This is a genomic window from Pseudomonas anguilliseptica (assembly GCF_021375795.1).
GTDB lineage: Bacteria > Pseudomonadota > Gammaproteobacteria > Pseudomonadales > Pseudomonadaceae > Aquipseudomonas > Aquipseudomonas anguilliseptica_A.
Genome location: NZ_JAEIOI010000001.1, coordinates 147,972 through 174,718 on the forward strand (window position 1 = coordinate 147,972; position 26,747 = coordinate 174,718).

At 62.2% G+C, this 26,747-nt stretch carries 26 protein-coding genes; 20 read left to right on the forward strand and 6 right to left on the reverse strand.

What is annotated here, in order from left to right:
- Nucleotides 1–40: 40 nt before the first annotated feature.
- The 3 genes from phoB to IOD17_RS00700 all read right to left on the reverse strand — a co-directional run bounded on the left by phoB (nucleotide 41) and on the right by IOD17_RS00700 (nucleotide 2,396).
- Nucleotides 41–730 (reverse strand): phosphate regulon transcriptional regulator PhoB, encoded by a 690-nt coding sequence (phoB, locus tag IOD17_RS00690; protein WP_090379663.1) that lies wholly within the window; start codon nucleotides 728–730, stop codon nucleotides 41–43.
- 91 nt (nucleotides 731–821) lie between these two features.
- Nucleotides 822–1,715 carry a 4-hydroxybenzoate octaprenyltransferase gene (ubiA, locus tag IOD17_RS00695; protein ID WP_233683205.1) on the reverse strand — a complete coding sequence of 298 codons (894 nt, stop codon included), beginning with the start codon at nucleotides 1,713–1,715 and terminating at the stop codon, nucleotides 822–824.
- A 126-nt stretch (nucleotides 1,716–1,841) separates the two neighbouring features.
- Nucleotides 1,842–2,396 (reverse strand): chorismate--pyruvate lyase family protein, encoded by a 555-nt coding sequence (locus IOD17_RS00700; RefSeq protein WP_233683206.1) that lies wholly within the window; start codon nucleotides 2,394–2,396, stop codon nucleotides 1,842–1,844.
- 215 nt (nucleotides 2,397–2,611) lie between these two features.
- Between IOD17_RS00700 and IOD17_RS00705 the strand changes: the two genes are divergently transcribed.
- The 6 genes from IOD17_RS00705 to IOD17_RS00730 all read left to right on the forward strand — a co-directional run bounded on the left by IOD17_RS00705 (nucleotide 2,612) and on the right by IOD17_RS00730 (nucleotide 6,214).
- Entirely contained in the window at nucleotides 2,612–2,779 is a 168-nt protein-coding gene (locus IOD17_RS00705) for a rubredoxin (RefSeq protein ID WP_108489156.1), read from the forward strand.
- Between the two features lie 240 nt (nucleotides 2,780–3,019).
- On the forward strand, nucleotides 3,020–3,187 hold the full coding sequence (locus IOD17_RS00710) for a rubredoxin (RefSeq protein WP_233683207.1): 168 nt from the start codon (nucleotides 3,020–3,022) through the stop codon (nucleotides 3,185–3,187).
- Between the two features lie 63 nt (nucleotides 3,188–3,250).
- Nucleotides 3,251–4,399 carry an NAD(P)/FAD-dependent oxidoreductase gene (locus tag IOD17_RS00715; RefSeq protein WP_233683208.1) on the forward strand — a complete coding sequence of 383 codons (1,149 nt, stop codon included), beginning with the start codon at nucleotides 3,251–3,253 and terminating at the stop codon, nucleotides 4,397–4,399.
- Nucleotides 4,400–4,585: 186 nt separating this feature from the next.
- Nucleotides 4,586–4,858, forward strand: coding sequence for an HU family DNA-binding protein (locus IOD17_RS00720; RefSeq protein ID WP_233683209.1), 273 nt, complete (start codon nucleotides 4,586–4,588; stop codon nucleotides 4,856–4,858).
- A gap of 139 nt (nucleotides 4,859–4,997) precedes the next feature.
- A complete protein-coding gene (locus tag IOD17_RS00725; RefSeq protein WP_233683210.1) occupies nucleotides 4,998–5,390 on the forward strand; it encodes a helicase in 393 nt (130 codons plus the stop codon).
- A gap of 80 nt (nucleotides 5,391–5,470) precedes the next feature.
- A complete protein-coding gene (locus IOD17_RS00730) occupies nucleotides 5,471–6,214 on the forward strand; it encodes a hypothetical protein (RefSeq protein ID WP_233683211.1) in 744 nt (247 codons plus the stop codon).
- 55 nt (nucleotides 6,215–6,269) lie between these two features.
- Here the strand turns inward: IOD17_RS00730 and IOD17_RS00735 are convergent, their stop codons facing one another.
- The 3 genes from IOD17_RS00735 to IOD17_RS00745 all read right to left on the reverse strand — a co-directional run bounded on the left by IOD17_RS00735 (nucleotide 6,270) and on the right by IOD17_RS00745 (nucleotide 10,777).
- A complete protein-coding gene (locus tag IOD17_RS00735; RefSeq protein WP_233683212.1) occupies nucleotides 6,270–7,676 on the reverse strand; it encodes an aminoacyl-tRNA deacylase and HDOD domain-containing protein in 1,407 nt (468 codons plus the stop codon).
- A 90-nt stretch (nucleotides 7,677–7,766) separates the two neighbouring features.
- Nucleotides 7,767–9,842 carry an ATP-dependent DNA helicase RecG gene (gene recG / locus IOD17_RS00740; RefSeq protein WP_233683213.1) on the reverse strand — a complete coding sequence of 692 codons (2,076 nt, stop codon included), beginning with the start codon at nucleotides 9,840–9,842 and terminating at the stop codon, nucleotides 7,767–7,769.
- 8 nt (nucleotides 9,843–9,850) lie between these two features.
- A complete protein-coding gene (locus tag IOD17_RS00745) occupies nucleotides 9,851–10,777 on the reverse strand; it encodes a hydrogen peroxide-inducible genes activator (RefSeq protein ID WP_233683214.1) in 927 nt (308 codons plus the stop codon).
- Between the two features lie 264 nt (nucleotides 10,778–11,041).
- Between IOD17_RS00745 and IOD17_RS00750 the strand changes: the two genes are divergently transcribed.
- From IOD17_RS00750 to IOD17_RS00815, 14 genes are all read left to right on the forward strand, one after another.
- Entirely contained in the window at nucleotides 11,042–11,455 is a 414-nt protein-coding gene (locus IOD17_RS00750) for an NADH-quinone oxidoreductase subunit A (RefSeq protein WP_090379694.1), read from the forward strand.
- 10 nt (nucleotides 11,456–11,465) lie between these two features.
- Nucleotides 11,466–12,143, forward strand: coding sequence for a NuoB/complex I 20 kDa subunit family protein (locus IOD17_RS00755; RefSeq protein WP_233683215.1), 678 nt, complete (start codon nucleotides 11,466–11,468; stop codon nucleotides 12,141–12,143).
- 56 nt (nucleotides 12,144–12,199) lie between these two features.
- Nucleotides 12,200–13,981: an NADH-quinone oxidoreductase subunit C/D gene (gene nuoC / locus IOD17_RS00760; protein ID WP_233683216.1), complete on the forward strand. Its 1,782-nt coding sequence runs from the start codon at nucleotides 12,200–12,202 to the stop codon at nucleotides 13,979–13,981.
- Entirely contained in the window at nucleotides 13,978–14,478 is a 501-nt protein-coding gene (nuoE, locus tag IOD17_RS00765; RefSeq protein WP_233684484.1) for an NADH-quinone oxidoreductase subunit NuoE, read from the forward strand. The genes nuoC and nuoE overlap by 4 nt, the downstream gene beginning before the upstream one ends.
- On the forward strand, nucleotides 14,475–15,830 hold the full coding sequence (nuoF, locus tag IOD17_RS00770; protein ID WP_233683217.1) for an NADH-quinone oxidoreductase subunit NuoF: 1,356 nt from the start codon (nucleotides 14,475–14,477) through the stop codon (nucleotides 15,828–15,830). Before nuoE ends, nuoF begins: the two co-directional genes overlap by 4 nt.
- 94 nt (nucleotides 15,831–15,924) lie before the next feature.
- Complete coding sequence (nuoG, locus tag IOD17_RS00775; protein WP_233683218.1) at nucleotides 15,925–18,645, forward strand: NADH-quinone oxidoreductase subunit NuoG; 2,721 nt, start codon at nucleotides 15,925–15,927, stop codon at nucleotides 18,643–18,645.
- The gene (gene nuoH, locus IOD17_RS00780) at nucleotides 18,642–19,634 is read left to right on the forward strand and encodes an NADH-quinone oxidoreductase subunit NuoH (protein WP_233683219.1); all 993 of its coding nucleotides are present in this window, start codon (nucleotides 18,642–18,644) and stop codon (nucleotides 19,632–19,634) included. Before nuoG ends, nuoH begins: the two co-directional genes overlap by 4 nt.
- 13 nt (nucleotides 19,635–19,647) lie before the next feature.
- A complete protein-coding gene (gene nuoI / locus IOD17_RS00785) occupies nucleotides 19,648–20,196 on the forward strand; it encodes an NADH-quinone oxidoreductase subunit NuoI (RefSeq protein ID WP_090379713.1) in 549 nt (182 codons plus the stop codon).
- A 9-nt stretch (nucleotides 20,197–20,205) separates the two neighbouring features.
- Entirely contained in the window at nucleotides 20,206–20,715 is a 510-nt protein-coding gene (nuoJ, locus tag IOD17_RS00790; RefSeq protein ID WP_233683220.1) for an NADH-quinone oxidoreductase subunit J, read from the forward strand.
- Nucleotides 20,712–21,020, forward strand: coding sequence for an NADH-quinone oxidoreductase subunit NuoK (gene nuoK, locus IOD17_RS00795; protein ID WP_160013754.1), 309 nt, complete (start codon nucleotides 20,712–20,714; stop codon nucleotides 21,018–21,020). Before nuoJ ends, nuoK begins: the two co-directional genes overlap by 4 nt.
- On the forward strand, nucleotides 21,017–22,867 hold the full coding sequence (gene nuoL, locus IOD17_RS00800) for an NADH-quinone oxidoreductase subunit L (RefSeq protein WP_233683221.1): 1,851 nt from the start codon (nucleotides 21,017–21,019) through the stop codon (nucleotides 22,865–22,867). The genes nuoK and nuoL overlap by 4 nt, the downstream gene beginning before the upstream one ends.
- Before the next feature lie 13 nt (nucleotides 22,868–22,880).
- On the forward strand, nucleotides 22,881–24,410 hold the full coding sequence (gene nuoM, locus IOD17_RS00805; protein WP_233683222.1) for an NADH-quinone oxidoreductase subunit M: 1,530 nt from the start codon (nucleotides 22,881–22,883) through the stop codon (nucleotides 24,408–24,410).
- Nucleotides 24,411–24,429: 19 nt separating this feature from the next.
- On the forward strand, nucleotides 24,430–25,899 hold the full coding sequence (nuoN, locus tag IOD17_RS00810) for an NADH-quinone oxidoreductase subunit NuoN (RefSeq protein WP_233683223.1): 1,470 nt from the start codon (nucleotides 24,430–24,432) through the stop codon (nucleotides 25,897–25,899).
- Complete coding sequence (locus IOD17_RS00815; protein WP_233683224.1) at nucleotides 25,899–26,747, forward strand: SDR family oxidoreductase; 849 nt, start codon at nucleotides 25,899–25,901, stop codon at nucleotides 26,745–26,747. Before nuoN ends, IOD17_RS00815 begins: the two co-directional genes overlap by 1 nt.

Genomic DNA, 26,747 nt, shown 5'->3' on the forward strand with positions numbered 1-26,747 from the left:
GCCAATCAATCCATGCTTGCCTGGTGCCGCAGAGCTTAAGTCAGCTCTTGGTGGAGAAACGGTAACCCGTGCCGCGTACCGTCTGCACCAGATTCTCGTAGACCTCGCCAAGGGCTTTGCGCAGGCGGCGGATATGCACGTCGACGGTGCGCTCTTCGACATACACGTTGCCGCCCCAGACCTGATCAAGCAGCTGGCCGCGGGTGTAGGCACGTTCCTGGTGGGTCATGAAGAATTGCAGCAGGCGGTATTCGGTGGGCCCCATCTCGGCGGGTTTGCCGTCGATGGTCACGCGGTGGCTGACCGGGTCGAGCAGCAGGCCGCCGACTTCGATCGGGCCTTCACTGTCGGTCGGGCCCGCGCGGCGCAGCACGGCTTTCAAGCGAGCGACGAGTTCGCGGGGCGAGAACGGCTTGGTGATGTAGTCGTCGGCGCCGACTTCCAGGCCCTGGATCTTGTTGTCCTCTTCGCCTTTGGCAGTGAGCATGATGATCGGGATATCACCGGTCAGCTCATCGCGCTTGAGGCGGCGCGCCAGTTCGATGCCGCTGGTGCCGGGGAGCATCCAGTCGAGCAGGATCAGATCGGGTTTGCGGTCGACGATGATGGCGTGTGCCTGCTGGGTGTTCTCCGCTTCCAGGCACTCGTAGCCGGCCATTTCCAGGGCCACGGCGATCATTTCACGGATCGGTGCTTCGTCATCGACGATCAGGATGTTCTTGCCAACCATGGATCAAGCCTCGGGTCATCTCGCTGTAATGGGCTGCATTAGATAACGGAATTATTGCAGCGATATGACAGCTGCGCGGCAAGCCACCTTTCTACCCGCGCAGCGCGTAGTCCAGAACCAGGCCGATAAAGATCGCCAAGCCGGCCCAGTGGTTGTGCAGAAAGGCATTGAAGCAGGCCATCGGCTTGCGGTTGCGGGTCTTGTGATACTCCCAGGCAAAGCAGCCGGCGGCGGCCAGCAGGCCTAGGTGGAAGTACAGGCCCAGCTCGAAGCGCGCGGCGGCCAGCAGCAGGCAGAGCAGCGCCAGGCCCTGGAGGATGACGATGATCAGACGGTCGGCATCGCCAAACAGAATGGCGGTGGAGCGCACGCCGATCTTCAGGTCGTCCTCGCGGTCGGCCATGGCGTAGTAGGTGTCGTAGGCCACGGTCCATAGCAGGTTGGCGATATACAGCAGCCAGGCTTCCGGCGGCAGGCTGCCGGTTTCGGCGGTAAAAGCCATCGGCATGCCCCAGGAAAACGCCGCTCCGAGCACCACCTGCGGATAGAAGGTGTAGCGCTTCATAAAGGGGTAGCAGGCGGCCAGGGCCAAACCGCCGAACGACAGCCAGATGGTGGTGGCGTTGGTAAACAGCACGAGGATAAAGCTGGCTGCCACCAATACGGCGAACAGGATCAAGGCTTCGCGCGGTTTGACCTTGCCGCTGGCCAGCGGACGCGCCTGGGTACGGTTGACGTGGCCGTCGAAGTTGCGGTCGGCGTAGTCGTTGATCACGCAGCCGGCGGCGCGCATCAGGATCACCCCGAAGACGAAGATCAGCAGGTTCCTCAAGCTCGGCATGCCTTCGGCCGCCACCCACAGCGCCCACAGCGTCGGCCACAGCAGCAGGTAGATGCCGATGGGCTTGTCCAGGCGCATCAGCTGGATAAAGTCCCAGGTGCGCGGGTGCAGGCGATTGAGTGAATGCAGCAGGCGGGTATACATCGAGCGCGTCTCCGTGCGAGGTGCGGCTGATTATACGGGGGAAGCCGGCAGTGGATAGCGAGGTGAGGCCGGAGGCTTTTCATCCACCCCAGGACGCAACGATGGATGGGTGATGCGTCATCTGGCCTACGGCGTATCGAGCTCGGCGGCCAGCCAGAACTCGGGTAGAAACACCTCGGCCACCAACACGCCCAACGCGCCACGGCTAAAGCATGAACGCCGCGCCCACAGGCGCTCGCTACAGGCTTCCACTGGCAGCCACTGGGCCGGGTAGCGGCACACCTGCAGCTCACCGCGATCAAAGGCGCGGTCGCTGAACAGCAATTCACCCAGCGAGCGGCTGCCGAGTTGGTCCAGTGCCAGGCCGGAGCCTTCCAGCGCGCTGCGCGCCGCCACGCTGCGGGCAAATACCCAGGGCTGGCCGTGGCCGCGCAGGTACACCTCGCGCACCCAGCCCTGGCTGCCGTTGACTACGCCCAGTGCGCTGCACTCATCGTTGCGCAGGCGCTGCCAGCCTTCCTGCAGCGGGGTCACGCTAAAGCCATTGGCCGACAGAGCGGTCAGGCGGCGGGTCAGCGAATCTTCATTGAACAGCCAGTCGCGCACCGCTGCCGTGGGCGCGGGGTGCAGTTGGCTGGCAGTCAGCCAGCGCGGCGGATGAGCGAGAGCGGCGTGGGGCACGGGCAGGTTTCATCGTAGGCAGAGGCGCGCGAGTCTAACATGAGCCCTCTGCTCGGACAGGTGGCGCAAGACGCGGCGATTGACCGCTACGCCCGGCACAACCCGACTTTGGTTGGCCCCGATGACGGGCTATTCATCGCCCGGCGGCTTGGCGCACCTGCACATATACGGTAGTTTCCCCGGCGCAATAGCCGTGTGATCCGCCAGAGGTAGTTATGAAGAAGTGGCAATGTGTGGTCTGTGGACTGATTTACGACGAGAGCCAAGGCTGGCCTGATGAAGGCATCGCCGCCGGTACGGCGTGGCAGGATGTTCCGGAAGACTGGCTGTGCCCGGACTGTGGCGTAGGCAAGCTGGATTTTGAAATGATCGAAATCGGCTAAGAACCGTCTCCGATCTGCTGCGCGTCGGCGCTGCTGCGTTAAAAACAGGCTCGAAATGCTCATTTACAGCCGTAAACTCCGCTTTCTCGCCTGTTTTTGCCTTGCATCGCTCTAGCTCGCGAGATCTGAAACTGGTTCTAAGTAGATGCTGCTCTAGGCGGCGACCCAAGGGTCGCCGTTTTGTTTGGCGAGTGCCCATACTCAATACCCCGAACGAGCTGAATCAGCAGCGAGGTGGTTATGCGTAAGTGGCAGTGTGTGGTGTGCGGTTTTATCTATGACGAAGCCCTAGGCATGCCCGAGGAAGGCATCGCTCCTGGTACGGCCTGGGAAGATATTCCCGCCGACTGGCTGTGCCCTGACTGTGGCGTCGGCAAGTTGGATTTCGAGATGATCGAGATCGCCTGAGCCATCTATCCCCGAAGAATTGACCCCGGTCGCGCCCGCGCGCCATGAGTGAGGAATGCAGTAATGAGTGCACCTGTCGTTATCGTCGGCACCGGCCTGGCTGGCTACAACCTGGCCCGTGAATTTCGCAAGCTGGACAGCGAAACCCCACTGCTGCTGATCACTGCCGACGACGGTCGCTCGTACTCCAAGCCCATGCTGTCCACCGGGTTTGCCAAGAACAAGGACGCCGATGGCCTGAGCATGGCCGAGCCGGGCGCCATGGCTGAGCAGCTCAAGGCAGAAGTACGCACCCATACGCGGATCAGCGGCATTGACCCTGGCCATAAGCAGTTGTGGATCGGCGAAGAAGCGGTGCCGTACCGTGATCTGGTACTGGCCTGGGGCGCCGAGGTGATTCGCGTACCGGTCGAAGGTGATGCCGATGATGCGATCTTCTCGATCAACGATCTGGAAGATTACGCACGCTTTCGTGCGGCAGCCGCCGGCAAGCAGCGCGTTTTGCTGCTGGGCGCCGGGCTGATCGGTTGCGAGTTTGCCAATGACCTGAGCCTGGGCGGTTATCAGGTCGAGCTGGTGGCACCCTGCGAGCAGGTGATGCCGGGTCTGCTGCATCCGGCTGCCGCCGCCGCGGTTCAAGCCGGTCTGGAAGGGTTGGGGGCGCGTTTCCACCTCGGCCCGGTACTGGCCAGCCTGAACCACAAAGGTGCTGCGCTGGAAGCGCACCTGTCCGACGGCACGCTGATCGAGTGTGATCTGGTGCTGTCCGCCGTCGGCCTGCGCCCGCGCATCGAACTGGCGGCTGCCGCGGGATTGGCGGTCAATCGCGGGGTAGTGGTTGACCGCCAGCTGCGCACCTCTCACGCCAATATCTACGCCCTGGGTGATTGCGCCGAGGTCGATGGCATCAACCTGCTCTACGTCATGCCGCTGATGACCGGCGCCCGTGCGCTGGCGCAAACCCTGGCCGGCACTGCGACGGCGGTGAACTACGGGCCGATGCCGGTCACGGTAAAAACCCCGGTTTGCCCGCTGGTGGTATCGCCACCGCCGTGTGGCCTGCAAGGCGAGTGGCGTGTGGAAGGCAGTGGCGGCGATATCAAGGCGCTCTGCCTGGCCGCCGATGGCAGCCTGATCGGGTATGCCCTCACCGGTACGGCCGTGCAGGAAAAATTGGCCCTGAATAAGCTGTTACCGGCGCTTTTGGCCTGAATAGCGGTCGTTCTGTCGGATATGCCACAAAATTGCCCGTTCTAACTGTCGGGCAAGACTGGCGCGGGGCCCCATGGCATGCCATCCTCCCTCAGTCTGCCGCAGCCTAGAGCTGTTGTGGCGCCTTGGTATCTGCTCACGCAGAGCAGCCCGGACACAACAACAAAAAACCGTAAAGAGGCATTTATGCGTAAACCGGAACTCGCCGCCGCCATCGCCGATAAGGCGGATCTGACCAAAGATCAGGCCAACCGTGTACTCAACGCGGTACTTGAAGAAATCACCAACGCCCTGAACCGTAAGGACAGCGTGACTCTGGTGGGCTTCGGTACTTTCGTGCAACGTCACCGCGGTGCTCGCACCGGCAAAAACCCGCAGACCGGCCAGCCGGTGAAGATCAAGGCCAGCAACACCGTCGCCTTCAAGCCGGGCAAGTCCCTGAAAGACGCGGTCAACTGAGTCTCAAGGCCCGGAGCGTAAGGCTCCGGGCTGCTCTACCAGTACCTGTCCGGCCCTTCTTTCAGCCGGATGTAGTCCCCGCCACAAACCGCTACAATGCGCCGCCTTTTCCTTTCCTTTCCTTTGCGAGGCCTCGCGCATGAAATTCCGTTTTCTTCTGTGGATGCTGGGCCGCCTGATGGCCAAGGCCAGCCGTGAAAACCCGGCGTTCCAACAACAACTGATCGACCGCGATATGGTCTTTCAGCTGCACACCCTGGACGGCAAGGTTGCCCGTCACTTCATCGTCAAGAACCAGCGCATCACCAGCAAGCGTGGCCCGGCTACTGAGCCAGCCTTTGCCCTGGGCTTCAAGGATGCGGCCTACGGTTTCGCCACGATGAGCGCGAAAAACAAGCAACTGGCGTTTATGCAAGGTATTCAGAACAAGGACATCCAGATCCAGGGCAACCCGGCACTGGTGATCTGGTTCCAGGGCCTGACCAAATACCTGATGCCGAAGAAGAAAGACGCCGTCAAAAAAGCGGCCTGATTGGCACGCTGTGCGCGCCAGGGCTGGCCGGCGCGCACCGCATTCGCTAGGCTGGGCAAAGCCATAGTGAGAGAGTGCCCATGCGTCTGCTGCTGATTGCCCTGCTGTTTTCCGCCTCCCTTGTCCACGCCGCGCCCCCCAAAGCCGAAGCCTTTGCGCCGTTATTCGAACTGGCCGGTATTCGTTTGCTCTGTGAACAGAGCGCCCCACTGGTGCAGCGTGGTCTGACTGATAAGCAACAAGCGCAGCTGGCCAAGGTGTTTGCTGCCGATGGTTTGTGCCTGGATCTGGCCAAGCGCTTGAGCAGCAAGCTCGACCAGGCGCAGCTGGAACAGGCCAAACGCCTGCTGGAAAGCCCGCTGGCGCAGGGGTTTACTGCTGCTGAGCGGTCGGTGGGTGAGGGCGGCGCCGAAGGCCTGGCGGCTTACCGCAAGCAGCTGGGCGAGCGTCCGCCGCGTGAGGAGCGGCTGGCCCTGGTGCGGCGTCTGGATGCCGCTGCCCATACCACCACCCTGGCCACCTTGCTGCGTTATGAAGTGGGCAAGACCCAGGCTTTTCTGGCCCTGCAGGGGCGCGGGGAAAGCATCGACGAGAAAGCGCTGAGCAGCCAGACCAAGGCCCAGGAAGACGCGCTGCGCACGTCCAGCGCCGAGGCGGTGGAGTCCTTTATGCTCTACGCCTACCGGCAGATGCCCAGCGAAAAACTGGCCGAATATGCGGCCGTGTACGAGCAACCGGCGGTTGCCCAGTTGCTCGACAATAGTGTGCAGATTCTGCCCGAGTTGTTCGCCGCACGGCGTGCCCAGTTGAAGTCGAAGAAGTAAGGCTTGGTTTGCAATGAAAAAGGGGCCCGTAGGCCCCTTTTTCGTTGCAGCAGGTTCAGTGTGCCGGGTGGAATTGCGCCGCCAGTTCGCGCAGGGCGACCTCGGCCGCCAGCACCTTGCTTACGGCTTCTTCGGCCTTGTCCCGGCTGATGCCAAGGTTGTCGAACAGGCTCTGTGGAATGTCACTTTGCGGCCCGGCACCAATGCCACGGTTGCGCAGCAGACTGACCGACAGACACACCAGGTTCGGGTAGACCGCGTGTGCGCCGGCGTATTCCGGGTCGTGCTGAAAGCGCAGGGCGCTGGCCAGTTCTTCCGGCATGTCCCAGTAGCGCATCAGCCAGGCGCCGATCTGTTCGCGGGTGATGCCCAGCAGGTGCTGTTCGATATAGCTGTGCGAGAGGTGTGGGTTGACTTCCAGGTGTCGGCAGATCAGCGAGAAGTGCGGTGGGAAGACGTGTGCCAGGACCAGGTAACCGAAGTTGTGCAGCAGCCCGGCGAGATAGGTCAGCCCGGTTTCCGGGCGTTGCGCGCGCGGGATGGCGCGTGTCAGGCCTTCGATCACGGCAGCGGTATAGATCGCCTGCTGCCAGTAGGGTGTGGCCTGCTGCGGCTGATCCTTGGGCAGGCTCAGGGTTTTGCCGAGGGCCAGGCCGAGGGCCAGGTTGATCACCAGGTCGAAGCCGAGTACGCGGACGATGGCGTCCTCCACGGAGCGGATCTTGCCGGGGGCGGCGTAGTACGGCGAAGCGGCCCAACTGACCACCTGCGCGGCCAGTGCCGGGTCGGTTTCCACCACGCCGGTGATGTCGTCCACTGTGGCTTCCGGGTCGACGCGCAGTTTGATGATCTTTTGCGCGGTTTCCGGCAGCGGCGGGATTTCGATGGTTTCTTCCAGGCGTTGCTGGATGCGGCGGGCGGTAAAGGCCTGCACTGCCTGGGTGATTTCGGCGCGGTCGTCGTCCGGGCGGTCGAGGTTCAGGCGGATATTGCTCAGCGGTTCGCCAAAGCGCGCAGCGCTGGCCTTGCTCAGAAGGTTCTTGAACGCTTCGGTGTGCAGTTCCAGCAGTACGCCAGGCTGGCCCGATTCGATATACAGGCTGGGCACTTGCAGCAGGCGTTCGTCATACAGGCACGGCGAGCTGGTCAGTGGTGGCAAGCCTGGCAGCACTTTCAGGTTGTGCTTGCCCAGCATCCGTTCCAGGCGCTCCGGTTTCACGGCGGTGAGCTGACGACCCGTCAACTCGGTGAGGCGGTTGAGGTCGAGCAACTGATTCTGCGGATAGAGCACCAGCAATGCCCCTACTGCGTCGTCGAGCAGCACCGCTTGCAGGCGTTGCGCGCTCGGCAGGCTGGGTTGGTCACGGCGGATTTGGTAGGCCAGACCCAGTTTTTCCAGCAATTGCAGAATCACCGCAGGCGGTTGCGCGGCAGTGTCGGGAGCAAGGGCAAGTTCAGTCATGGCGGTATCCGGCAGAGGCGGCAGTGGTTCAAGTATAAACAGCAGACTCACGAAAATGCGGTGCAGCTGACGGTTGCCCTGTGCGTTGGATCACACTTGCCCGTATTGCTGCCCGTGGCGCAACCAGCGTTCAAGCAGCGGGCTGACGTGCTGCGGCCAGTGTTCCAGCAGGGTCTGGGCGGCGTCGCGCACAGCGGGCAGCAGGTCAGCGTCGCGCATCAGATCGGCTACTTTGAACTGCAGCAGGCCGGTCTGGCGAGTGCCGAGCATCTCGCCCGGCCCGCGCAACTCCAGGTCTTTCTCGGCGATTACGAAGCCATCGCAGGTTTCGCGCATGATCGCCAGGCGCTGGCGGCCGAGTTGTGACAGCGGTGCATGGTAGAGCAGCACACAATGGCTGGCGGCGCTGCCACGACCGACCCGGCCACGCAGTTGGTGCAGCTGGGCCAGACCCAGGCGCTCAGGGTTCTCGATGATCATCAGGCTGGCGTTGGGCACGTCGACGCCGACCTCGATCACCGTGGTGGCCACCAGCAGTTGCAGTTGGCCCTGCTTGAACTGGTCCATCACCGCGGCCTTTTCCGCCGGTTTCATGCGGCCGTGGATCAAGCCGACATTTAACCCGCCAAGCGCCGCCGACAAATCCTCGAAGGTGGTTTCGGCGGCTTGGCAGGTAAGCTCTTCGGATTCCTCGATCAGGGTGCACACCCAATAGGCCTGGCGCCCTTCGTTGCACGCCAGGCGTACCCGTTCGACCACTTCCAGGCGGCGGCTGTCGGCGATCACCAGGGTGTTCACCGGGGTACGACCGGGCGGCAGTTCGTCGAGAATCGAGGTGTCGAGGTCGGCGTAGGCACTCATGGCCAGGGTTCTGGGGATCGGCGTGGCGGTCATGATCAACTGATGCGGGCACATGCGCCCGCCCACGCCTTTCTGGCGCAAGGCCAGGCGCTGCTGCACGCCGAAGCGGTGCTGTTCATCAATGATCACCAGGGCGAGTTTCTGGAACTGTACTTCCTCCTGAAACAGCGCATGGGTGCCAACCACCATGGGCACGCCGCTGGCGATCTGTTCCAGCGCGTTGGCGCGGGCTTTGCCTTTGAGCTTGCCAGCCAGCCAGGCGATGTCCAGGCCGAGCGGTGCGAGCCATTTGCTGAAATTGAGGAAATGCTGCTCGGCGAGAATTTCGGTAGGCGCCATCAGCGCCACTTGATAACCGGCTTCCAGCGCCTGCAGTGCGGCAAAGGCCGCTACCACGGTCTTGCCGGCACCGACGTCGCCTTGCACCAGGCGCAGCATCGGCTCGCTCTGGCTGAGGTCATAGGCGATTTCCGCACCGACGCGCTGCTGTGCGCCGGTCGGGGTGAAGCCGAGGTTGGCCAGGTACTGCTGCGGCAGGCTGCGTGCAATGAGCAGGGCGGGTGCCTGCTGCGCGCGCACGCTTTCACGTAGGCGCTGCAAGGACAGCTGGTGGGTCAGCAGCTCTTCGAACGCCAGGCGATGCTGCGCCCAATGACGGCCTTCGGCGAGTTCTTCCAGATCGGCATCCGGTGGCGGTCGATGCAAATAGCGGATGGCTTGATCAAGCGGGCTGAGCTGGTAGTCGTCGGCCAGTTCACGTGGCAGCCAGTCGGGCAGGCTGTGCGGGCCGAGGCGCGCCAGGACCTGCTCGCTGAGTTGACGCAGGCGCTGCTGGGTCAGGCCTTCGGTGGTCGGGTAGATCGGTGTCAGGGTCTGCTCGACAGCGATCGGTTCGTTGCCGGACAGTGCGCGGTATTCCGGGTGATAGATTTCCAGGCCTGAGGAGCCGGGGCGCACTTCACCGTAGCAACGGATCTGCGTGCCGCGCTTGAGGCCTTCCTTTTGTGCCTGGCTGAAGTGGTAAAAGCGCAGGCTGAGGGTGCCGCTGCCATCCTGCAGGCGTACCAGCAGGCTGCGGCGACGGCCCATGACCACATCCGCGCCGGCGACAATCCCTTCCACCACAGCGTCCTGACCGGGACGCAATGCGCCAATTGGCACGATGCGGGTGCGGTCCTGGTAGCGCAGCGGCAGGTGAAACAGCACATCCTGCAATGTTTCCAGGCCGACCTTGGCGAGCTTTTCGGCCAATGCCGCGCCCACGCCTTTCAGCGCGGTGACAGAAACCGCGGCCAGTTCGGTCATGGCCTGTCTTAGCTGCTCTTGGGCAGTGGTTTGGCCACTGAACACAGGCGGATGGAGTCGGTCAGCACCTCAATCGCATTTGGCCGCGGGAAGCTGGCGCGCCAGGCAATGGCGACCGTGCGGAACGGGGCCGGTGGGCTGAGCGGTCGCACTTCGATGACGCCAGGGGCGTAGTGGTGGCTGTCAACCGCAGAGAACGGCAGGATCGACACGCCAAGACCGGAGGCCACCATGTGGCGGATGGTTTCCAGTGAGCTGGATTCAACCGTGGTGTGCTTGGCGCTGTCTTCACCGCCCTTGCGCAGGGTTGGGCAGGCTTCCAGCACCTGGTCGCGGAAGCAGTGGCCTTCACCGAGCAGCAACAGGCTCTTGTCGTTGAGCAGTTTGGTGTCGATGGTTTCCATCGCGGCCCAAGGGTGCCCGGCCGGTAGCAGCGCGTAGAACGGCTCGTCGTACAAGGGTTTGGTCAGTACGTCGGCTTCATGGAAAGGCAGGGCGATGATGATCGCGTCCAACTCGCCGTTGCGCAGTTTGTCGCGCAGTACGTGGGTGAAGTTTTCTTCGATATACAGCGGCATCTGCGGTGCGACGCGATGCAGTTGCGGAATCAGGTGCGGGAACAGATAAGGACCGACGGTGTAGATCGCGCCGATTTTCAGGGGGGCGGCCATCTGGTTCTTGCCGGCCTGGGCCAGTTCGCGGATGCCCTGGGCCTGTTCCAGCACCTTCTGCGCCTGGGTGACAATGCCCTCGCCAACCGGGGTCAGGCGCACTGCGCTCTTGCTGCGCTCGAAGATCAGTACGCCGAGTTCATCTTCAAGCTTCTTTACCCCCACAGACAGCGTCGGCTGACTGACATGGCAGCGTTCAGCGGCGCGGCCGAAGTGCTGTTCCTGAGCGAGGGTGACTATGTAGCGCAGTTCGGTGAGGGTCATAGTCTTTATCCATTGAGATGCAGCCAAGCATAGCGGCTGTATTCATAGGAACCAACTATTGATAGCGACCAGCCGTACTGGCGCGGGCTTATAAGGGGCTTTGACGATTGGCTACGCGTTAATGTCGCTTTGTGAACAGAAAATAATTGGTTACTAATGCGCTGTGAGAATAGAATTGCGGCCATACTTGGCGGGTGCCCTTATCCGGGTTTTGCCTGCAACAACAAAATTATAGAAGCCGTTCCTTTATCAAGGAGTACCGGCATGCCTGATGCGGTAACGACCATGTCCCATAACTGGGCTTTCGCTGTTTTCCTGCTCGGGGTCTTCGGCCTCATCGCGTTCATGCTTGGCCTTTCCAGCCTGTTGGGTAGCAAAGCCTGGGGACGTAGCAAGAACGAACCTTTCGAATCCGGCATGTTGCCCGTCGGCAGCGCGCGTCTGCGCCTGTCAGCCAAATTCTATCTGGTCGCGATGCTCTTCGTGATCTTCGACGTTGAAGCCCTCTTTCTCTTCGCTTGGGCAGTTTCGGTGCGCGAAAGCGGCTGGGCTGGCCTGATCGAGGCTACAGTCTTTATAGCAATTCTGTTGGCAGGTCTTGTCTACCTTTGGCGGATCGGGGCGCTCGACTGGGCACCTCAGGGACGTCGCGAGCGGCAGGCGAAGCTAAAACAATGAGGCTTTGGCAATGCATTACAAACTTACTCGGATCGATCCGGATGCGCCGAATGAGCACTATCCGGTCGGCGAGCGGGAGACTGTTTCCGACCCGCTGCTAGACGATCAAGTCCACAAAAATATCTACATGGGCAAACTTGCCGATGTGCTCAATGGTGCAGTGAACTGGGGGCGCAAGAACTCCCTGTGGCCGTACAACTTCGGCCTGTCCTGCTGCTATGTGGAAATGACCACCGCCTTTACTGCGCCGCACGACGTTGCGCGGTTTGGTGCGGAAGTGATTCGAGCCTCCCCACGCCAGGCGGACTTCATGGTCATCGCCGGCACCTGCTTTATCAAGATGGCTCCGGTCATCCAGCGCCTGTACGAGCAGATGCTGGAACCCAAGTGGGTGATCTCGATGGGCTCCTGCGCCAACTCTGGCGGCATGTACGACATCTACTCTGTGGTCCAGGGTGTCGACAAGTTCCTCCCGGTCGACGTCTATATTCCCGGTTGCCCGCCGCGCCCCGAGGCGTTTCTGCAAGGCTTGATGCTGCTGCAGGAATCCATCGGTCAGGAGCGCCGCCCGCTGTCCTGGGTGGTCGGTGATCAGGGGGTTTACCGTGCCGACATGCCTTCGCAGAAAGAACAGCGCCGCGAGCAACGCATCGCCGTGACCAATCTGCGCAGCCCCGACGAAGTGTGAGCCTGGGCTCGGTTGAGCCCGCCTACTGACGCCGTTGACCGATAGCGATCGAGACCATGACTGCAGACAGCATTCTGTCCATACCGCCGTACAAGGCTGACGACCAAGATGTGGTCGTCGAACTGAATTCCCGTTTTGGCGCCGAGGCCTTTACCGTACAGAGCACCCGTACCGGTATGCCGGTGCTGTGGGTGGCTCGTGATCGTCTGATCAACGTGCTGACCTTCCTGCGCAACCTGCCGCGCCCCTACGTCATGCTGTATGACCTGCATGGTGTCGACGAGCGCCTGCGCACCCAGCGACGCGGCCTGCCGGGCGCGGACTTCACGGTGTTCTATCACCTGATGTCGCTGGAGCGAAACAGCGACATCATGATCAAAGTCGCGTTGAAAGAAAGCGACCTCAATGTCCCTACCGTTACCGGTATCTGGCCCAATGCCAACTGGTACGAGCGTGAAGTATGGGACCTCTACGGCATCACATTTAATGGTCACCCGCATCTGAGCCGCATCATGATGCCGCCGACCTGGGAAGGTCACCCGCTGCGCAAGGATTACCCGGCGCGCGCCACTGAGTTTGATCCGTTTAGTCTGACCCTGGCCAAACAGCAGCACGAAGAAGAAGCGGCGCGTTTCAAGCCGGAAGACTGGGGCATGAAACGCGGCAGCGAGCATGAGGACTACATGTTCCTCAACCTCGGTCCCAACCACCCTTCGGCGCACGGTGCCTTTCGCATCATCCTGCAACTGGACGGCGAAGAGATCGTCGATTGCGTACCGGAAATCGGTTACCACCACCGTGGTGCCGAGAAGATGGCCGAACGCCAGAGCTGGCACAGTTTTATTCCCTACACCGACCGCATCGACTACCTCGGCGGGGTGATGAACAACCTGCCGTACGTGCTGGCGGTGGAAAAACTCGCGGGCATCACCGTGCCGCAACGGGTCGACGTGATTCGCATCATGCTGGCCGAGTTCTTCCGCATCACCAGTCACCTGCTGTTCCTCGGTACCTATATCCAGGACGTCGGCGCGATGACGCCGGTGTTCTTCACCTTCACCGACCGCCAGCGCGCCTACAAGGTGATCGAAGCCATCACCGGTTTCCGCCTGCACCCGGCCTGGTACCGTATTGGCGGTGTGGCCCATGACCTGCCGCGCGGCTGGGACAAACTGGTCAAGGAGTTCGTTGACTGGCTGCCCAAGCGCCTCGACGAGTACGAAAAAGCGGCGCTGAAGAACAGCATCCTCAAGGCGCGGACCATTGGTGTGGCGCAATACAACACCAAGGAAGCGCTGGAGTGGGGCACCACGGGTGCTGGCCTGCGTGCGACGGGCTGCGACTTCGACCTGCGTAAGGCGCGGCCGTATTCCGGTTATGAGAACTTCGAATTTGAAGTGCCGCTGGCTGCCAATGGCGATGCCTATGACCGCTGCATGGTGCGTGTGGAAGAGATGCGTCAGAGCATCAAGATCATCGATCAGTGCCTGCGCAATATGCCGGAAGGCCCGTACAAGGCCGATCATCCGCTGACCACGCCGCCGCCAAAAGAGCGCACGCTGCAGCACATCGAAACCCTGATCACCCACTTCCTGCAAGTTTCCTGGGGCCCGGTCATGCCGGCCAACGAGAGCTTGCAGATGATCGAGGCGACCAAGGGCATCAACAGCTACTACCTGACCAGCGACGGCAGCACCATGAGCTACCGCACGCGCATTCGCACGCCGAGCTTCCCGCACCTGCAGCAGATCCCTTCGGTGATCCGCGGCAGCATGGTGGCCGACTTGATCGCGTACCTGGGCAGTATCGACTTTGTTATGGCTGACGTGGACCGCTGATCATGAGCACGCTAATCCAGACTGATCGTTTCACCCTCAGCGCAAGCGAACGCTCGGCCATCGAGCATGAGATGCACCACTACGAAGACCCGCGCGCGGCCTCCATCGAAGCGCTGAAGATCGTGCAGAAGGCCCGTGGCTGGGTGCCTGATGGTGCCGCCGATGCGATTGGCGAAATCCTTGGCATTCCTGCCAGCGACGTCGAAGGCGTGGCCACCTTCTATAGTCAGATTTTCCGTCAGCCGGTGGGCCGTCACATCATCCGCGTCTGCGACAGCATGACCTGTTACGTCGGCGGCCACGAAGGCGTGCTCGCTGGCATCAAGGCGCAACTCGGCATCGTCCCCGGGCAGACCACTGCCGACGGCCGTTTTACCCTGCTGCCGGTGTGCTGCCTGGGCAACTGCGACAAGGCGCCGGCGGTGATGATCGATGACGACACCTTCGGCAACCTGAATGCCGATGGCGTGGCTCAACTGCTGGAGGCCTACGTATGAGCATCAAAACGCTGACCTCCATTGGTCCGGCTAACCGTATTGCCCGCAGCGAAGAGACTCATCCGCTGACCTGGCGTCTGCGCGACGATGCCCAGCCGGTGTGGCTGGAGGAATACCAGCAGAAGAATGGTTACGCCGCAGCGCGCAAAGCCCTGGCCGAAATGGCCCAGGCCGATATCGTGCAGACGGTGAAAGATTCCGGCCTCAAGGGCCGTGGTGGTGCCGGCTTTCCCACCGGGGTGAAGTGGGGTCTGATGCCCGCCGACGAATCCATGAACATCCGCTATCTGCTGTGCAACGCGGATGAAATGGAGCCCAACACCTGGAAGGACCGCATGCTGATGGAGCAGCTGCCGCACCTGTTGGTGGAAGGCATGCTGATCAGTGCGCGTGCGCTGAAAGCCTATCGCGGCTACATCTTCCTGCGTGGCGAGTATGTCGACGCTGCCGCCAACCTCAACCGCGCCATCGAGGAAGCCAAGGCCGCCGGCCTGCTGGGCAAGAATATCCTCGGTAGCGGGTTCGATTTTGAGCTGTTCGTGCACACCGGTGCCGGCCGCTACATCTGTGGTGAAGAAACTGCGCTGATCAACTCCCTTGAAGGTCGCCGCGCCAACCCGCGTGCCAAACCGCCTTTCCCGGCTGCCGTTGGGGTGTGGGGCAAGCCGACCTGTGTGAACAACGTCGAGACCCTGTGCAACGTGCCGGCCATCGTTGGCAACGGCGTGGACTGGTACAAGAGCCTGGCTCGCGAAGGCAGTGAAGATCACGGCACCAAGCTGATGGGGTTCTCCGGCAAGGTGAAGAACCCTGGTTTGTGGGAGCTGCCTTTCGGCATTCCGGCCCGCGAGCTGTTTGAGGACTACGCCGGCGGCATGCGTGACGGCTACAAGCTGAAATGCTGGCAGCCTGGCGGTGCCGGCACCGGCTTCCTGCTCCCCGAGCACCTTGATGCGCTGATGTATGCCGGCGGTATCGGCAAGGTCGGTACGCGTATGGGCACTGGCCTGGCGCTGGCGGTGGACGACAGCATCAGCATGGTCTCGCTGCTGCGCAATATGGAAGAGTTCTTCGCCCGCGAGTCCTGTGGCTGGTGCACACCCTGCCGCGACGGCCTGCCGTGGAGCGTGAAGATCCTCCGCGCGCTGGAGCGCAAGCAGGGCACTGCCGAGGACATTCAGACCCTGCTGGGGCTGGTCAACTTCCTCGGTCCCGGCAAGACCTTCTGCGCCCATGCACCGGGTGCCGTTGAGCCGCTGGGCAGTGCGATCAAGTATTTCCGTTCGGAGTTCGAGGCTGGCGTGGCCAGTTCGGCGGCTTCGACACCGACGGGGCAATTCGTCCCCGCGTGAAGTTAGCGTTGCGGCGGCCACTGACCTGGCCCCGCAGCACACCGTGATTCCATTAGCCAAGCCTGCTTCGGTGGGCAAAGAAGAAACCTGAACCATGGCCACTATCCACGTAGACGGCAAAGATTTCGAAGTCGATGGGGCGGACAACCTGCTGCAGGCCTGCCTGTCCCTGGGTCTCGATATCCCTTACTTCTGCTGGCACCCTGCGCTCGGTAGCGTCGGTGCCTGCCGCCAGTGTGCGGTGAAGCAGTACAACGATGAAAACGACACCCGTGGGCGCATCGTCATGTCGTGCATGACGCCGGCCGCTGACAACACCTGGATCAGCATCGACGATGAAGAATCCAAGGCGTTCCGCGCCAGCGTTGTCGAGTGGCTGATGACCAACCACCCGCACGATTGTCCGGTGTGCGAGGAGGGCGGTCACTGTCACCTGCAGGACATGACGGTGATGACCGGCCACAACCAGCGCCGTTATCGCTTCAGCAAACGCACTCACCAGAACCAGCAACTCGGCCCGTTCATTTCCCATGAGATGAACCGCTGCATCGCCTGCTACCGCTGCGTGCGTTACTACAAGGACTACGCCGGCGGCACCGACCTCGGGGTGTATGGCGCGCACGACAACGTGTACTTCGGCCGTGTCGAAGATGGTGTGCTGGAAAGCGAGTTCTCCGGCAACCTGGTCGAGGTCTGCCCGACCGGTGTGTTCACCGACAAGACTCACTCCGAACGCTACAACCGCAAGTGGGACATGCAGTTCGCCCCGAGCATCTGCCATGGCTGCGCCAGCGGCTGCAACACCAGCCCAGGCGAGCGCTATGGCGAACTGCGGCGCATCGAAAACCGTTTCAACGGTGATGTGAACCAGTATTTCCTCTGTGACCGTGGCCGCTTCGGCTACGGCTACGTCAACCGCAGTGACCGTCCGCGTCAGCCGCTGCTGCTGAATAGTAACGGTGGCGAGAAACTCGGCATCGATGCCGCGCTGGACAAGGCCGCCGAGCTGCTCAAGGGCAAACGTGTCATCGGTATCGGTTCGCCACGCGCCAGCCTGGAAAGCAACTTCGCCCTGCGCGAACTGGTCGGCGAAGCCAATTTCTACTCCGGTATCGCTGCTGGCGAGCTGGAGAATATCCGCCTGATCCGCGACATTCTGCAAAATGGCCCGCTGCCGGTGCCGACCCTGCGCGAGGTGGAAAACCATGATGCGGTGTTCGTCCTCGGTGAAGACCTGACCCAGACCGCCGCGCGTCTGGCCCTGGCCCTGCGCCAGGCGGTCAAAGGTAAAGCCACGGAAATCGCCGCTGCGGCGAAGATTCAGGACTGGCACATGGCGGCGGTGCAAAACGTCGCGCAGGACGCCCTCAACCCGCTGTTTATCGCCAGCGTCACTGCCACTCGCCTGGATGATGTGGCCGAAGCCTGTGTGCATGCCGCACCCGCCGATCTGGCCCGTATCGGTTTCGCCGTGGCCCATGCCATCGACCCGAGTGCACCGGCTGTAAACGGCCTGGATGGCGATGCTGCCGAGTTGGTGCAACTGATTGCCGATGCCCTGCTCAATGCCAAGCGTCCGCTGATCGTCTCCGGTGCCTCGTTGGGTGAGAAGAGCCTGATCGAGGCCGCCGCCAATATCGCCAGTGCGCTGAAGAATCGCGAAAAGAACGCCTCCATCAGCCTGGTGGTGCCGGAAGCCAACAGCATGGGCCTGGCCCTGCTGGGTGGCGAGTCCGTTGATGTGGCGCTGCAGGCGCTGACGTCCGGCCAGGCCGATGCCGTGATTGTGCTGGAGAATGACCTGTACCGCCGCGCCGATGCGGTCCAGGTTGATGCCGCATTGGCGGCCGCCCAGCTGGTGATCGTCGCTGACCATCAGCACACCGCCACCAGCGAAAAAGCCCACCTGCTGCTGCCGGTGGCCAGCTTCGCCGAAGGCGATGGCACCCTGGTCAGCTTCGAAGGCCGCGCCCAGCGCTTCTTCCAGGTGTTCGAACCGAGCTACTACGACGCCAATATCCTGATTCGTGAGGGCTGGCGCTGGCTGCATGCCCTGCACAGTACCATTCAGGGCAAGCCGCTCGACTGGACCCAACTGGATGCGGTGACCGCTGCCGTTGCTGCCAGCAACAGCTTGCTGGCACGTATCGGCGAAGCCGCGCCCAACGCCACTTTCCGTATCAAGGGCCTCAAGCTGGCGCGCGAGCCGCACCGTTACAGCGGGCGTACCGCCATGCGCGCCAATATCAGCGTGCATGAGCCGCGTCAGCCGCAGGATCAGGACTCGGCCTTTGCCTTCTCCATGGAAGGCTATGCCGGCAGCAAGGAAGATCGTCAGCAGATTCCGTTCGCTTGGTCGCCAGGCTGGAACTCGCCGCAAGCCTGGAACAAGTTCCAGGACGAAGTCGGCGGCCACCTGCGTGCCGGTGATCCGGGCGTGCGCCTGCTGGAAGCCCAAGGCAGCGTGCTGCCCTGGTTCAGCGTACCGGCGGCCTTCAACCCGGCGCCGGGCACCCTGCAGGCTGTGGCCTTGCATCACCTGTTCGGCAGTGAGGAAACCTCCGCCGGTGCCGCGCCACTGCAAGAGCGTATCCCAGCGGCTTATGCGCTGCTGGCCAAGGTCGAAGCGGATCGTCTGGGTGTGAATGACGGTGCGCTGCTCAGCCTGACGGTCGCCGGACAGACCTTGCGTCTGCCATTGCAGATCACCGAAGAGCTGGCCATCGGTGTCGTCGGCTTGCCTGTCGGCCTGGCAGGTATCCCGGCGCAGGTCGTCGGTGCCGTGGTCACCCGCATTGAGGAGGCCGCGCAATGAGCTGGCTGACGCCTGATGTGCTGGATGTGCTGATCGCCGTACTCAAGGCCATCGTGATTCTGCTGGTGGTAGTGATCTGCGGCGCGCTGCTGAGCTTTGTCGAGCGCCGTCTGCTGGGCTGGTGGCAGGACCGTTACGGCCCCAACCGGGTCGGGCCGTTCGGCATGTTTCAGATCGCTGCGGACATGATCAAGATGTTCTTCAAGGAGGACTGGACGCCACCGTTCGCCGACAAGTTCATCTTTATCCTGGCGCCGATGATTGCGTTCTCGGCCATGCTGATCGCTTTTGCGATCATCCCGATCACCCCGACCTGGGGCGTGGCAGACCTGAACATCGGCATCCTGTTCTTCTTCGCCATGGCCGGTTTGTCGGTGTACGCGGTGCTGTTCGCCGGCTGGGCCAGTAACAACAAGTTCGCCCTGCTCGGTGCGCTGCGCGCCTCGGCACAGACGGTGTCCTACGAGGTGTTCCTGGCGTTGGCGCTGATGGGCGTGGTGGCGCAGGTTGGCTCCTTCAACATGCGCGATATCGTCGATTACCAGGCCGAGAATCTGTGGTTCATCATTCCGCAGTTCTTTGGCTTCTGTACCTTCTTTATCGCTGCCGTCGCCGTGACCCACCGTCACCCGTTCGACCAGCCGGAAGCGGAGCAGGAGCTGGCTGACGGTTACCACATCGAATATGCCGGGATGAAATGGGGCATGTTCTTCGTCGGTGAATACGTGGCCATCGTCACGGTGTCGGCGTTGCTGGTGACCCTGTTCTTCGGTGGCTGGCACGGCCCGTTCGGCCTTCTGCCGCAGATTCCGTTCTTCTGGTTCGCCCTGAAGACCTGCTTCTTCATCATGATCTTCATCCTGTTGCGCGCCTCGATTCCGCGGCCACGGTATGACCAGGTCATGGCGTTCAGCTGGAAGTTCTGCCTGCCGCTGACCCTGATCAACCTGCTGGTGACCGGCGCATTCGTGCTGGCCGCGGCCCAGTAAGGAGAACCACAGAATGTTCAAATACATATGGGATGTGCTGGTCGGTACCGGCACTCAACTGCGCAGCCTGGCGATGGTATTCAGCCATGGCTTCCGCAAGCGCGACACCCTGCAGTACCCGGAAGAAGCCGTGTACCTGCCGCCGCGCTACCGTGGCCGCATCGTCCTGACCCGCGACCCCGATGGCGAAGAGCGCTGCGTGGCCTGCAACCTGTGTGCAGTGGCCTGCCCGGTGGGCTGCATCTCGTTGCAGAAGGCGGAAACCCCGGATGGCCGCTGGTACCCGGATTTCTTCCGCATCAACTTCTCGCGCTGCATCTTCTGCGGCCTGTGCGAGGAAGCCTGCCCGACCACGGCGATTCAGCTCACCCCGGATTTCGAGATGGGCGAGTTCAAGCGCCAGGATCTGGTGTACGAGAAGGAAGACCTGCTGATCAGCGGTCCGGGCAAGAACCCGGATTACAACTTCTACCGCGTTGCCGGCATGGCCATTGCCGGCAAACCGAAAGGCGCGGCGCAGAATGAAGCTGAACCGATCAACGTCAAAGGCCTGCTGCCCTAAGGAGGGGACATGGAATTCGCGTTCTACCTCGCCGCCGGCGTTGCCGTGGCGTCTACGTTCAGGGTCATCACCGCGAGCAATCCGGTGCATGCTCTGCTGTACCTGATCCTATCGCTGCTGGCGGTGGCGATGACCTTCTTCGCCCTCGGTGCGCCCTTTGCCGGCGCCCTGGAGATCATCGTATATGCCGGCGCGATCATGGTGTTGTTCGTCTTCGTGGTGATGATGCTCAACCTCGGCCCGGCTGCGGTCGAGCAGGAGCGTAAGTGGCTGACGCCCGGTATCTGGTTTGGGCCGTCGCTGCTTGCGGCGCTGCTGCTGGGTCAGTTGCTGTATGTGCTGTTCGAGTCGCCCAGTGGCGCGGCATTGGGTTTGCAGACTGTTGATGCCAAGGCCGTCGGTGTCGCGCTGTACGGCCCTTACCTGCTGGTGGTCGAGCTGGCCTCGATGCTGCTGCTCGGCGCATTGGTCGCGGCCTATCACCTCGGGCGTCACGATGCCAAGGAGCCAACCGCATGAATGCGATTCCCATGGAGCACGGCCTGGCACTGGCCGGCGTGCTGTTCAGCCTGGGCCTGATTGGCCTGATGGTGCGACGCAACATCCTCTTCGTGCTGATGAGCCTGGAAGTGATGATGAACGCCACCGCCCTGGCCTTTATCGTGGCCGGCAGCCGTTGGGCTCAGCCTGACGGCCAGGTGATGTTCATTCTGGTGATCACCCTGGCGGCCGCCGAAGCCAGTATTGGCCTGGCGATCCTGTTGCAGCTGTATCGCCGCTTCAACACCCTCGATGTCGACGCTGCCAGCGAGATGCGCGGATGAACCTTCTATTCCTGACCTGTGTATTTCCGCTGCTGGGCTGGTTTCTCCTGGCCTTCTCGCGCGGGCGTTTCTCGGAAAACCTTTCGGCGCTGATTGGCGTGGGCTCGGTGTGCCTGTCTGCCTTGACCGCAGCCTGGGTGATCGTGCAGTTCAACCTCAATCCGCCGGCAAACGGCGTGTTCACCCAGGTGCTGTGGCAGTGGATGAGCGTGGCCGGTTTCGCGCCGAGCTTCACCCTCTACCTGGACGGCCTGTCTGTGACCATGCTCGGCGTGGTCACGGGTGTGGGCTTTCTGATCCACCTGTTTGCCAGCTGGTACATGCGCGGTGAAGAGGGCTACTCGCGGTTCTTCGCCTATACCAACCTGTTTATCTTCAGCATGTTGCTGCTGGTGCTGGGCGATAACCTGCTGCTGCTGTATTTCGGTTGGGAAGGTGTGGGGCTGTGCTCCTACCTGCTGATCGGCTTCTACTTCAAGCACACGCCGAACGGCAATGCAGCGCTGAAGGCCTTTATCGTTACCCGTATCGGTGATGTGTTCATGGCCATCGGCCTGTTCATCCTGTTCCTGCATCTGGGTACCCTGAATATTCAGGAGCTGATGGTGCTGGCGCCGCAGAAGTATGTGGAAGGCGACAGCTGGCTGTGGATCGCCACGCTGATGCTGCTTGGCGGTGCGGTGGGTAAATCCGCTCAGCTGCCGCTGCAGACCTGGCTGGCGGATGCGATGGCCGGCCCGACCCCAGTCTCCGCACTGATCCACGCGGCGACCATGGTGACGGCGGGTGTTTACCTGATCGCCCGTACCCATGGCCTGTTCCTGCTGACTCCGGACATCCTCGAGCTGGTTGGCATCGTCGGCGGTGTGACCCTGGTGCTGGCTGGTTTTGCCGCCCTGGTGCAGACCGACATCAAACGTATCCTCGCCTATTCGACCATGAGCCAGATCGGCTATATGTTCCTGGCGTTGGGTGTAGGGGCCTGGGACGCAGCGATCTTCCACCTGATGACCCACGCTTTCTTCAAGGCCCTGCTGTTCCTCGCTTCCGGTGCGGTGATCAATGCCTGCCATCACGAGCAGAACATCTTCAAGATGGGCGGACTGTGGAAAAAACTGCCGTTGGCCTACGCCAGCTTTATCGTTGGCGGCGCGGCTCTGGCGGCGCTGCCGCTGATCACGGCCGGTTTCTACTCCAAGGATGAAATCCTCTGGGAAGCCTTTGCCAGCGGTCATCAGTGGCTGCTGTACGCCGGTTTGGCAGGCGCTTTCCTGACCTCGATCTACACCTTCCGCCTGATTTTCATCGCCTTCCATGGTGAGCAGAAGACCGAAGCCCATGCCGGCCATGGTGTGGCTCACTGGCTGCCGCTGGTGACGCTGATCGTGCTGTCGACCTTCGTCGGTGCGCTGATCAGCCCGCCGCTGGCCGGCGTACTGCCGCAAAGCGTTGGCCATGCTGGCGGTGAGGCCAAGCACAGCCTGGAAATCGTTTCCGGGGCCATCGCCATCATCGGCATCGTCTTGGCCGCGCTGTTGTTCCTCGGCAAGCGCAGTTTCGCCACCGCAGTGGCGCAGAGTGCACCGGGGCGCTTCCTGTCGGCCTGGTGGTTCGCCGCCTGGGGCTTCGACTGGCTCTACGACAAGCTGTTTGTGCAGCCGTACCTGCTGCTGTGCCGGCTGCTCGGTCGCGACCCGATTGACCGCAGCATTGGCCTGATTCCGCGTCTGGTGCGGGGCGGCAATGCCCTGCTGGCCAGCAGCGAGACTGGCCAGGTGCGCTGGTATGCCACTTCGATTGCCGGGGGTGCCGTGCTGGTGCTCGCCGTCCTCCTGTTTCTGAATTAAGGAAAACAGCCTGATGATTCTGCCCTGGCTAATCCTGATCCCCTTTATCGGCGGCCTGCTGTGCTGGCAGTGCGAGCGCTTCGGCAACACCCTGCCACGCTGGATTGCCCTGCTGACCATGGGCCTGCTGTTCGGTCTGGGCCTGTGGCTGTGGGCCACCGGCGACTTCAGCCTGGCCCCGGCACCGGGTGCTGCGCCGCAGTGGGCGGCGGAGTTCCAGCTGCCATGGATCGAGCGGTTTGGCATCAGCATTCACTTGGCGCTGGACGGCCTGTCGGTGTTGATGATCAGCCTCACCGGTCTGCTCGGCGTGCTGTCGGTGCTGTGCTCGTGGAATGAGATCCAGAACCGCGTCGGCTTTTTCCACCTCAACCTGATGTGGATTCTCGGCGGCGTGGTCGGTGTGTTCCTCGCGATCGATCTGTTCCTGTTCTTCTTCTTCTGGGAAATGATGCTGGTGCCGATGTATTTCCTCATCGCGCTCTGGGGTCATAGCGGCAGTGATGGCAAGACCCGCATCACCGCCGCCACCAAGTTTTTTATCTTCACCCAGGCCAGCGGCCTGATCATGCTGTTGGCGATCCTCGGTCTGGTGTTCGTGCATTTCGACCAGACCGGTGTGCTGACCTTCAGCTATGCCGACCTGCTGAAAACCGAACTGGCACCAGGCACCGAGTACATCCTCATGCTGGGTTTCTTTATCGCCTTCGCGGTGAAGTTTCCGGTGGTGCCATTCCACTCCTGGCTGCCAGATGCCCACGCTCAGGCACCGACCGCCGGCTCCGTGGACCTGGCCGGTATCCTGCTGAAGACTGCAGCCTACGGCCTGATGCGCTTTGCTCTACCGCTGTTCCCCAATGCGTCGGCGGAGTTTGCGCCGATTGCCCAGTGGCTCGGCGTGTTCGCCATCATCTACGGCGCGTTGCTGTCGTTTGCGCAGACCGACATCAAGCGCCTGGTGGCTTACTCCAGCGTGTCACACATGGGCTTTGTGCTGATCGCCATCTACTCGGCCAGCGAGATCGCCCTGCAGGGCGCGGTGGTGCAGATGATGGCCCACGGCCTGTCCGCTGCGGCACTGTTTATCCTCTGCGGCCAGCTCTATGAGCGTTTGCATACCCGCGACATGCGTGAAATGGGCGGTATCTGGGCACGCATGCCCTGGCTGCCGGCCATCAGCCTGTTCTTCGCTGCTGCGGCCCTGGGCTTGCCGGGTACCGGCAATTTCGTGGGCGAGTTCCTGATTCTGATCGGCAGCTTCCAGAGCGCGCCGTGGGTCACCGTGCTGGCTGCCACTGGCCTGGTGTTTGGCTCGGTCTACTCGCTGATCATGATTCACCGTGCCTATTTCGGCCCGGCCAAGACAGAGACTGCCTTGCCAGGCCTGAAGCTGCGCGAGCTGAGCATGGTGCTGGGCCTGGCTGTGCTGCTGATCCTGCTCGGCGTCTACCCGCAGCCGGTGCTCGACACCTCTGCCGCCAGCATGCAAGGCGTGCAGCAATGGCTGGGCGGTGCCTTCAATCAACTTGCCTCGGCCCGGTAGCCTTATGGAACATCACGCTGTGGAATTCACGACTCAACACTTTATCGCGCTGCTGCCGCTGCTGATCACCAGTGCCACCATCGTGCTGGTGATGCTGGCGATTGCCTGGAAGCGCAATCACGCCATGACCTTCGGCCTCTCGGTGCTGGGCCTCAACCTGGCCCTGCTGTCGCTGTTGCCGGCTCTGGACGTGACGCCGATTGAGGTCACGCCGCTGTTGCTGGTGGATAAATTCGCCTGCTACTACATGGCCCTGGTGCTGGCGGCGACCCTGGCCTGTGTGACGCTGATTCACGCCTACCTGGGCGGTGAATCCGGCAAGGGCTATCCAGGCAACCGTGAAGAGCTGTACCTGCTGATGCTGCTGTCCGCTGCTGGCGGTCTGGTGCTGGTCAGTGCGCAGCACCTGGCGGGCCTGTTCATCGGCCTGGAACTGCTGTCGGTGCCGACCTACGGCATGATCGCCTACGCCTTCTTCAACAAGCGTTCGCTGGAAGCCGGCATCAAGTACATGGTGCTGTCCGCCGCCGGTTCGGCATTTCTGCTGTTCGGCATGGCGCTGCTGTATGCCGAGTCGGGCAACCTGACCTTCGCCGGTATCGGTGCCAAGCTGGCCGCCGATGGTTTGCCGAGCATGCTGGCGCAGATTGGCGTGGGCATGATGTTGATCGGTCTGGCGTTCAAACTGTCGCTGGTGCCGTTCCACCTGTGGACCCCGGACGTCTATGAAGGCGCCCCTGCACCGGTGGCCGCCTTCCTCGCTACAGCCAGCAAAGTGGCGGTGTTTGCCGTGCTGCTGCGCCTGTATCAGGTATCGCCAGCGGCGGCTGGCGGCTGGCTGAATGACCTGCTGACGCTGATTGCTATTGCCTCGATCCTCTTCGGCAACCTGCTGGCGCTGCTGCAAAACAACCTCAAGCGTCTGCTCGGTTATTCCTCCATCGCCCACTTCGGTTACCTGCTGGTGGCGCTGATCGCCAGCAAGGGCCTGGCCGTGGAAGCGGTGGGCGTGTACCTGGCCACCTATGTGCTGACCAGCCTGGGGGCGTTCGGCGTGATCACCCTGATGTCCACGCCTTACAGCGGCCGTGATGCCGACGCCCTGTACGAATACCGTGGCCTGTTCTGGCGTCGTCCGTACCTGACCGCCGTGCTCACTGTGATGATGTTGTCGCTGGCCGGCATTCCGCTGACCGCCGGGTTTATCGGCAAGTTCTACGTGGTCGCTGCCGGTGTGCAATCGCAGCAGTGGTGGCTGCTCGGTGCCCTGGTGTTCGGTAGCGCCATCGGCGTGTTCTATTACCTGCGGGTGATGGTCACCCTGTTTATGGTCGAGCCGAATCTGCGCCGCCATGATGCGCCGCTGCATTGGGGGCAACAGGCAGGTGGTCTGATGCTGCTGTTTGTCGCGTTGCTGGCCTTCGTGCTCGGCGTTTACCCGCAGCCTCTGCTGGAATTGGTGCAGCACGCCGGCCTGACGGCGCTGTGATGAGCCGTCTGCTGATTGCTGGCTGTGGTGATGTTGGCAGTCGTCTGGGTCAGCAGTTGAATGCGCTCGGCTGGACGGTGTATGGCCTGCGCCGCTCGGTGGCGCAGCTGCCTGCGGGTATTCACCCAGTAGCCGGTGATCTGCACAGTGATGCGTGCCCGGCTGCCTGGCCGAGCGAGGCGCTGGATTACCTGGTGTATTGCGCCGCCGCGACCACGCACGATGAAGCCGGCTATCGCGTTGCCTATGTCGACGGTTTGCGCCGTGTGCTGACCTGGCTGGCGCAACAGGGCCAGCGGCCAAAACGCCTGCTGTTTGTCTCCAGCAGTGGTGTGTATGGTCAGCAGCACGGCGAGTGGGTGGACGAGACCTCAGCGGCGCACGCCGAAGGCTATTCCGGGCGCGTTATGCGTGAAGCGGAGCAGGTGGCCCTGGCCAGTGACCTGCCGGCCACGGTGGTACGTTTAACCGGCATCTACGGCCCAGGGCGCGAATGGCTGCTTGGCCAGGTGCGGCAGGGCTGTCGGGTGGCCAGTGAGCCGCCGTTGTATGGCAACCGTATTCATGCCGATGACGCAGCCGGTCTGCTGGCGTACCTGCTGCAGGCCGATGCCCGTGGCGTGGCGTTGGAAGACTGTTATATCGGCGTCGATGATCAGCCGGCACCGCTGCATGAGGTGGTGGCCTGGCTGCGTGAGCAACTGGGCGTCAGCCACTGGTCGGCCGAGTCGACCGTGCGCCGTGGCGGCAGCAAACGCTGCAGCAATGCCCGTGCCCGCGCCCTGGGTTGGCAGCCGCAGTACCCCAGCTACCGTGAAGGCTACAGCGCCATCTTGCGCGGTGCGTAA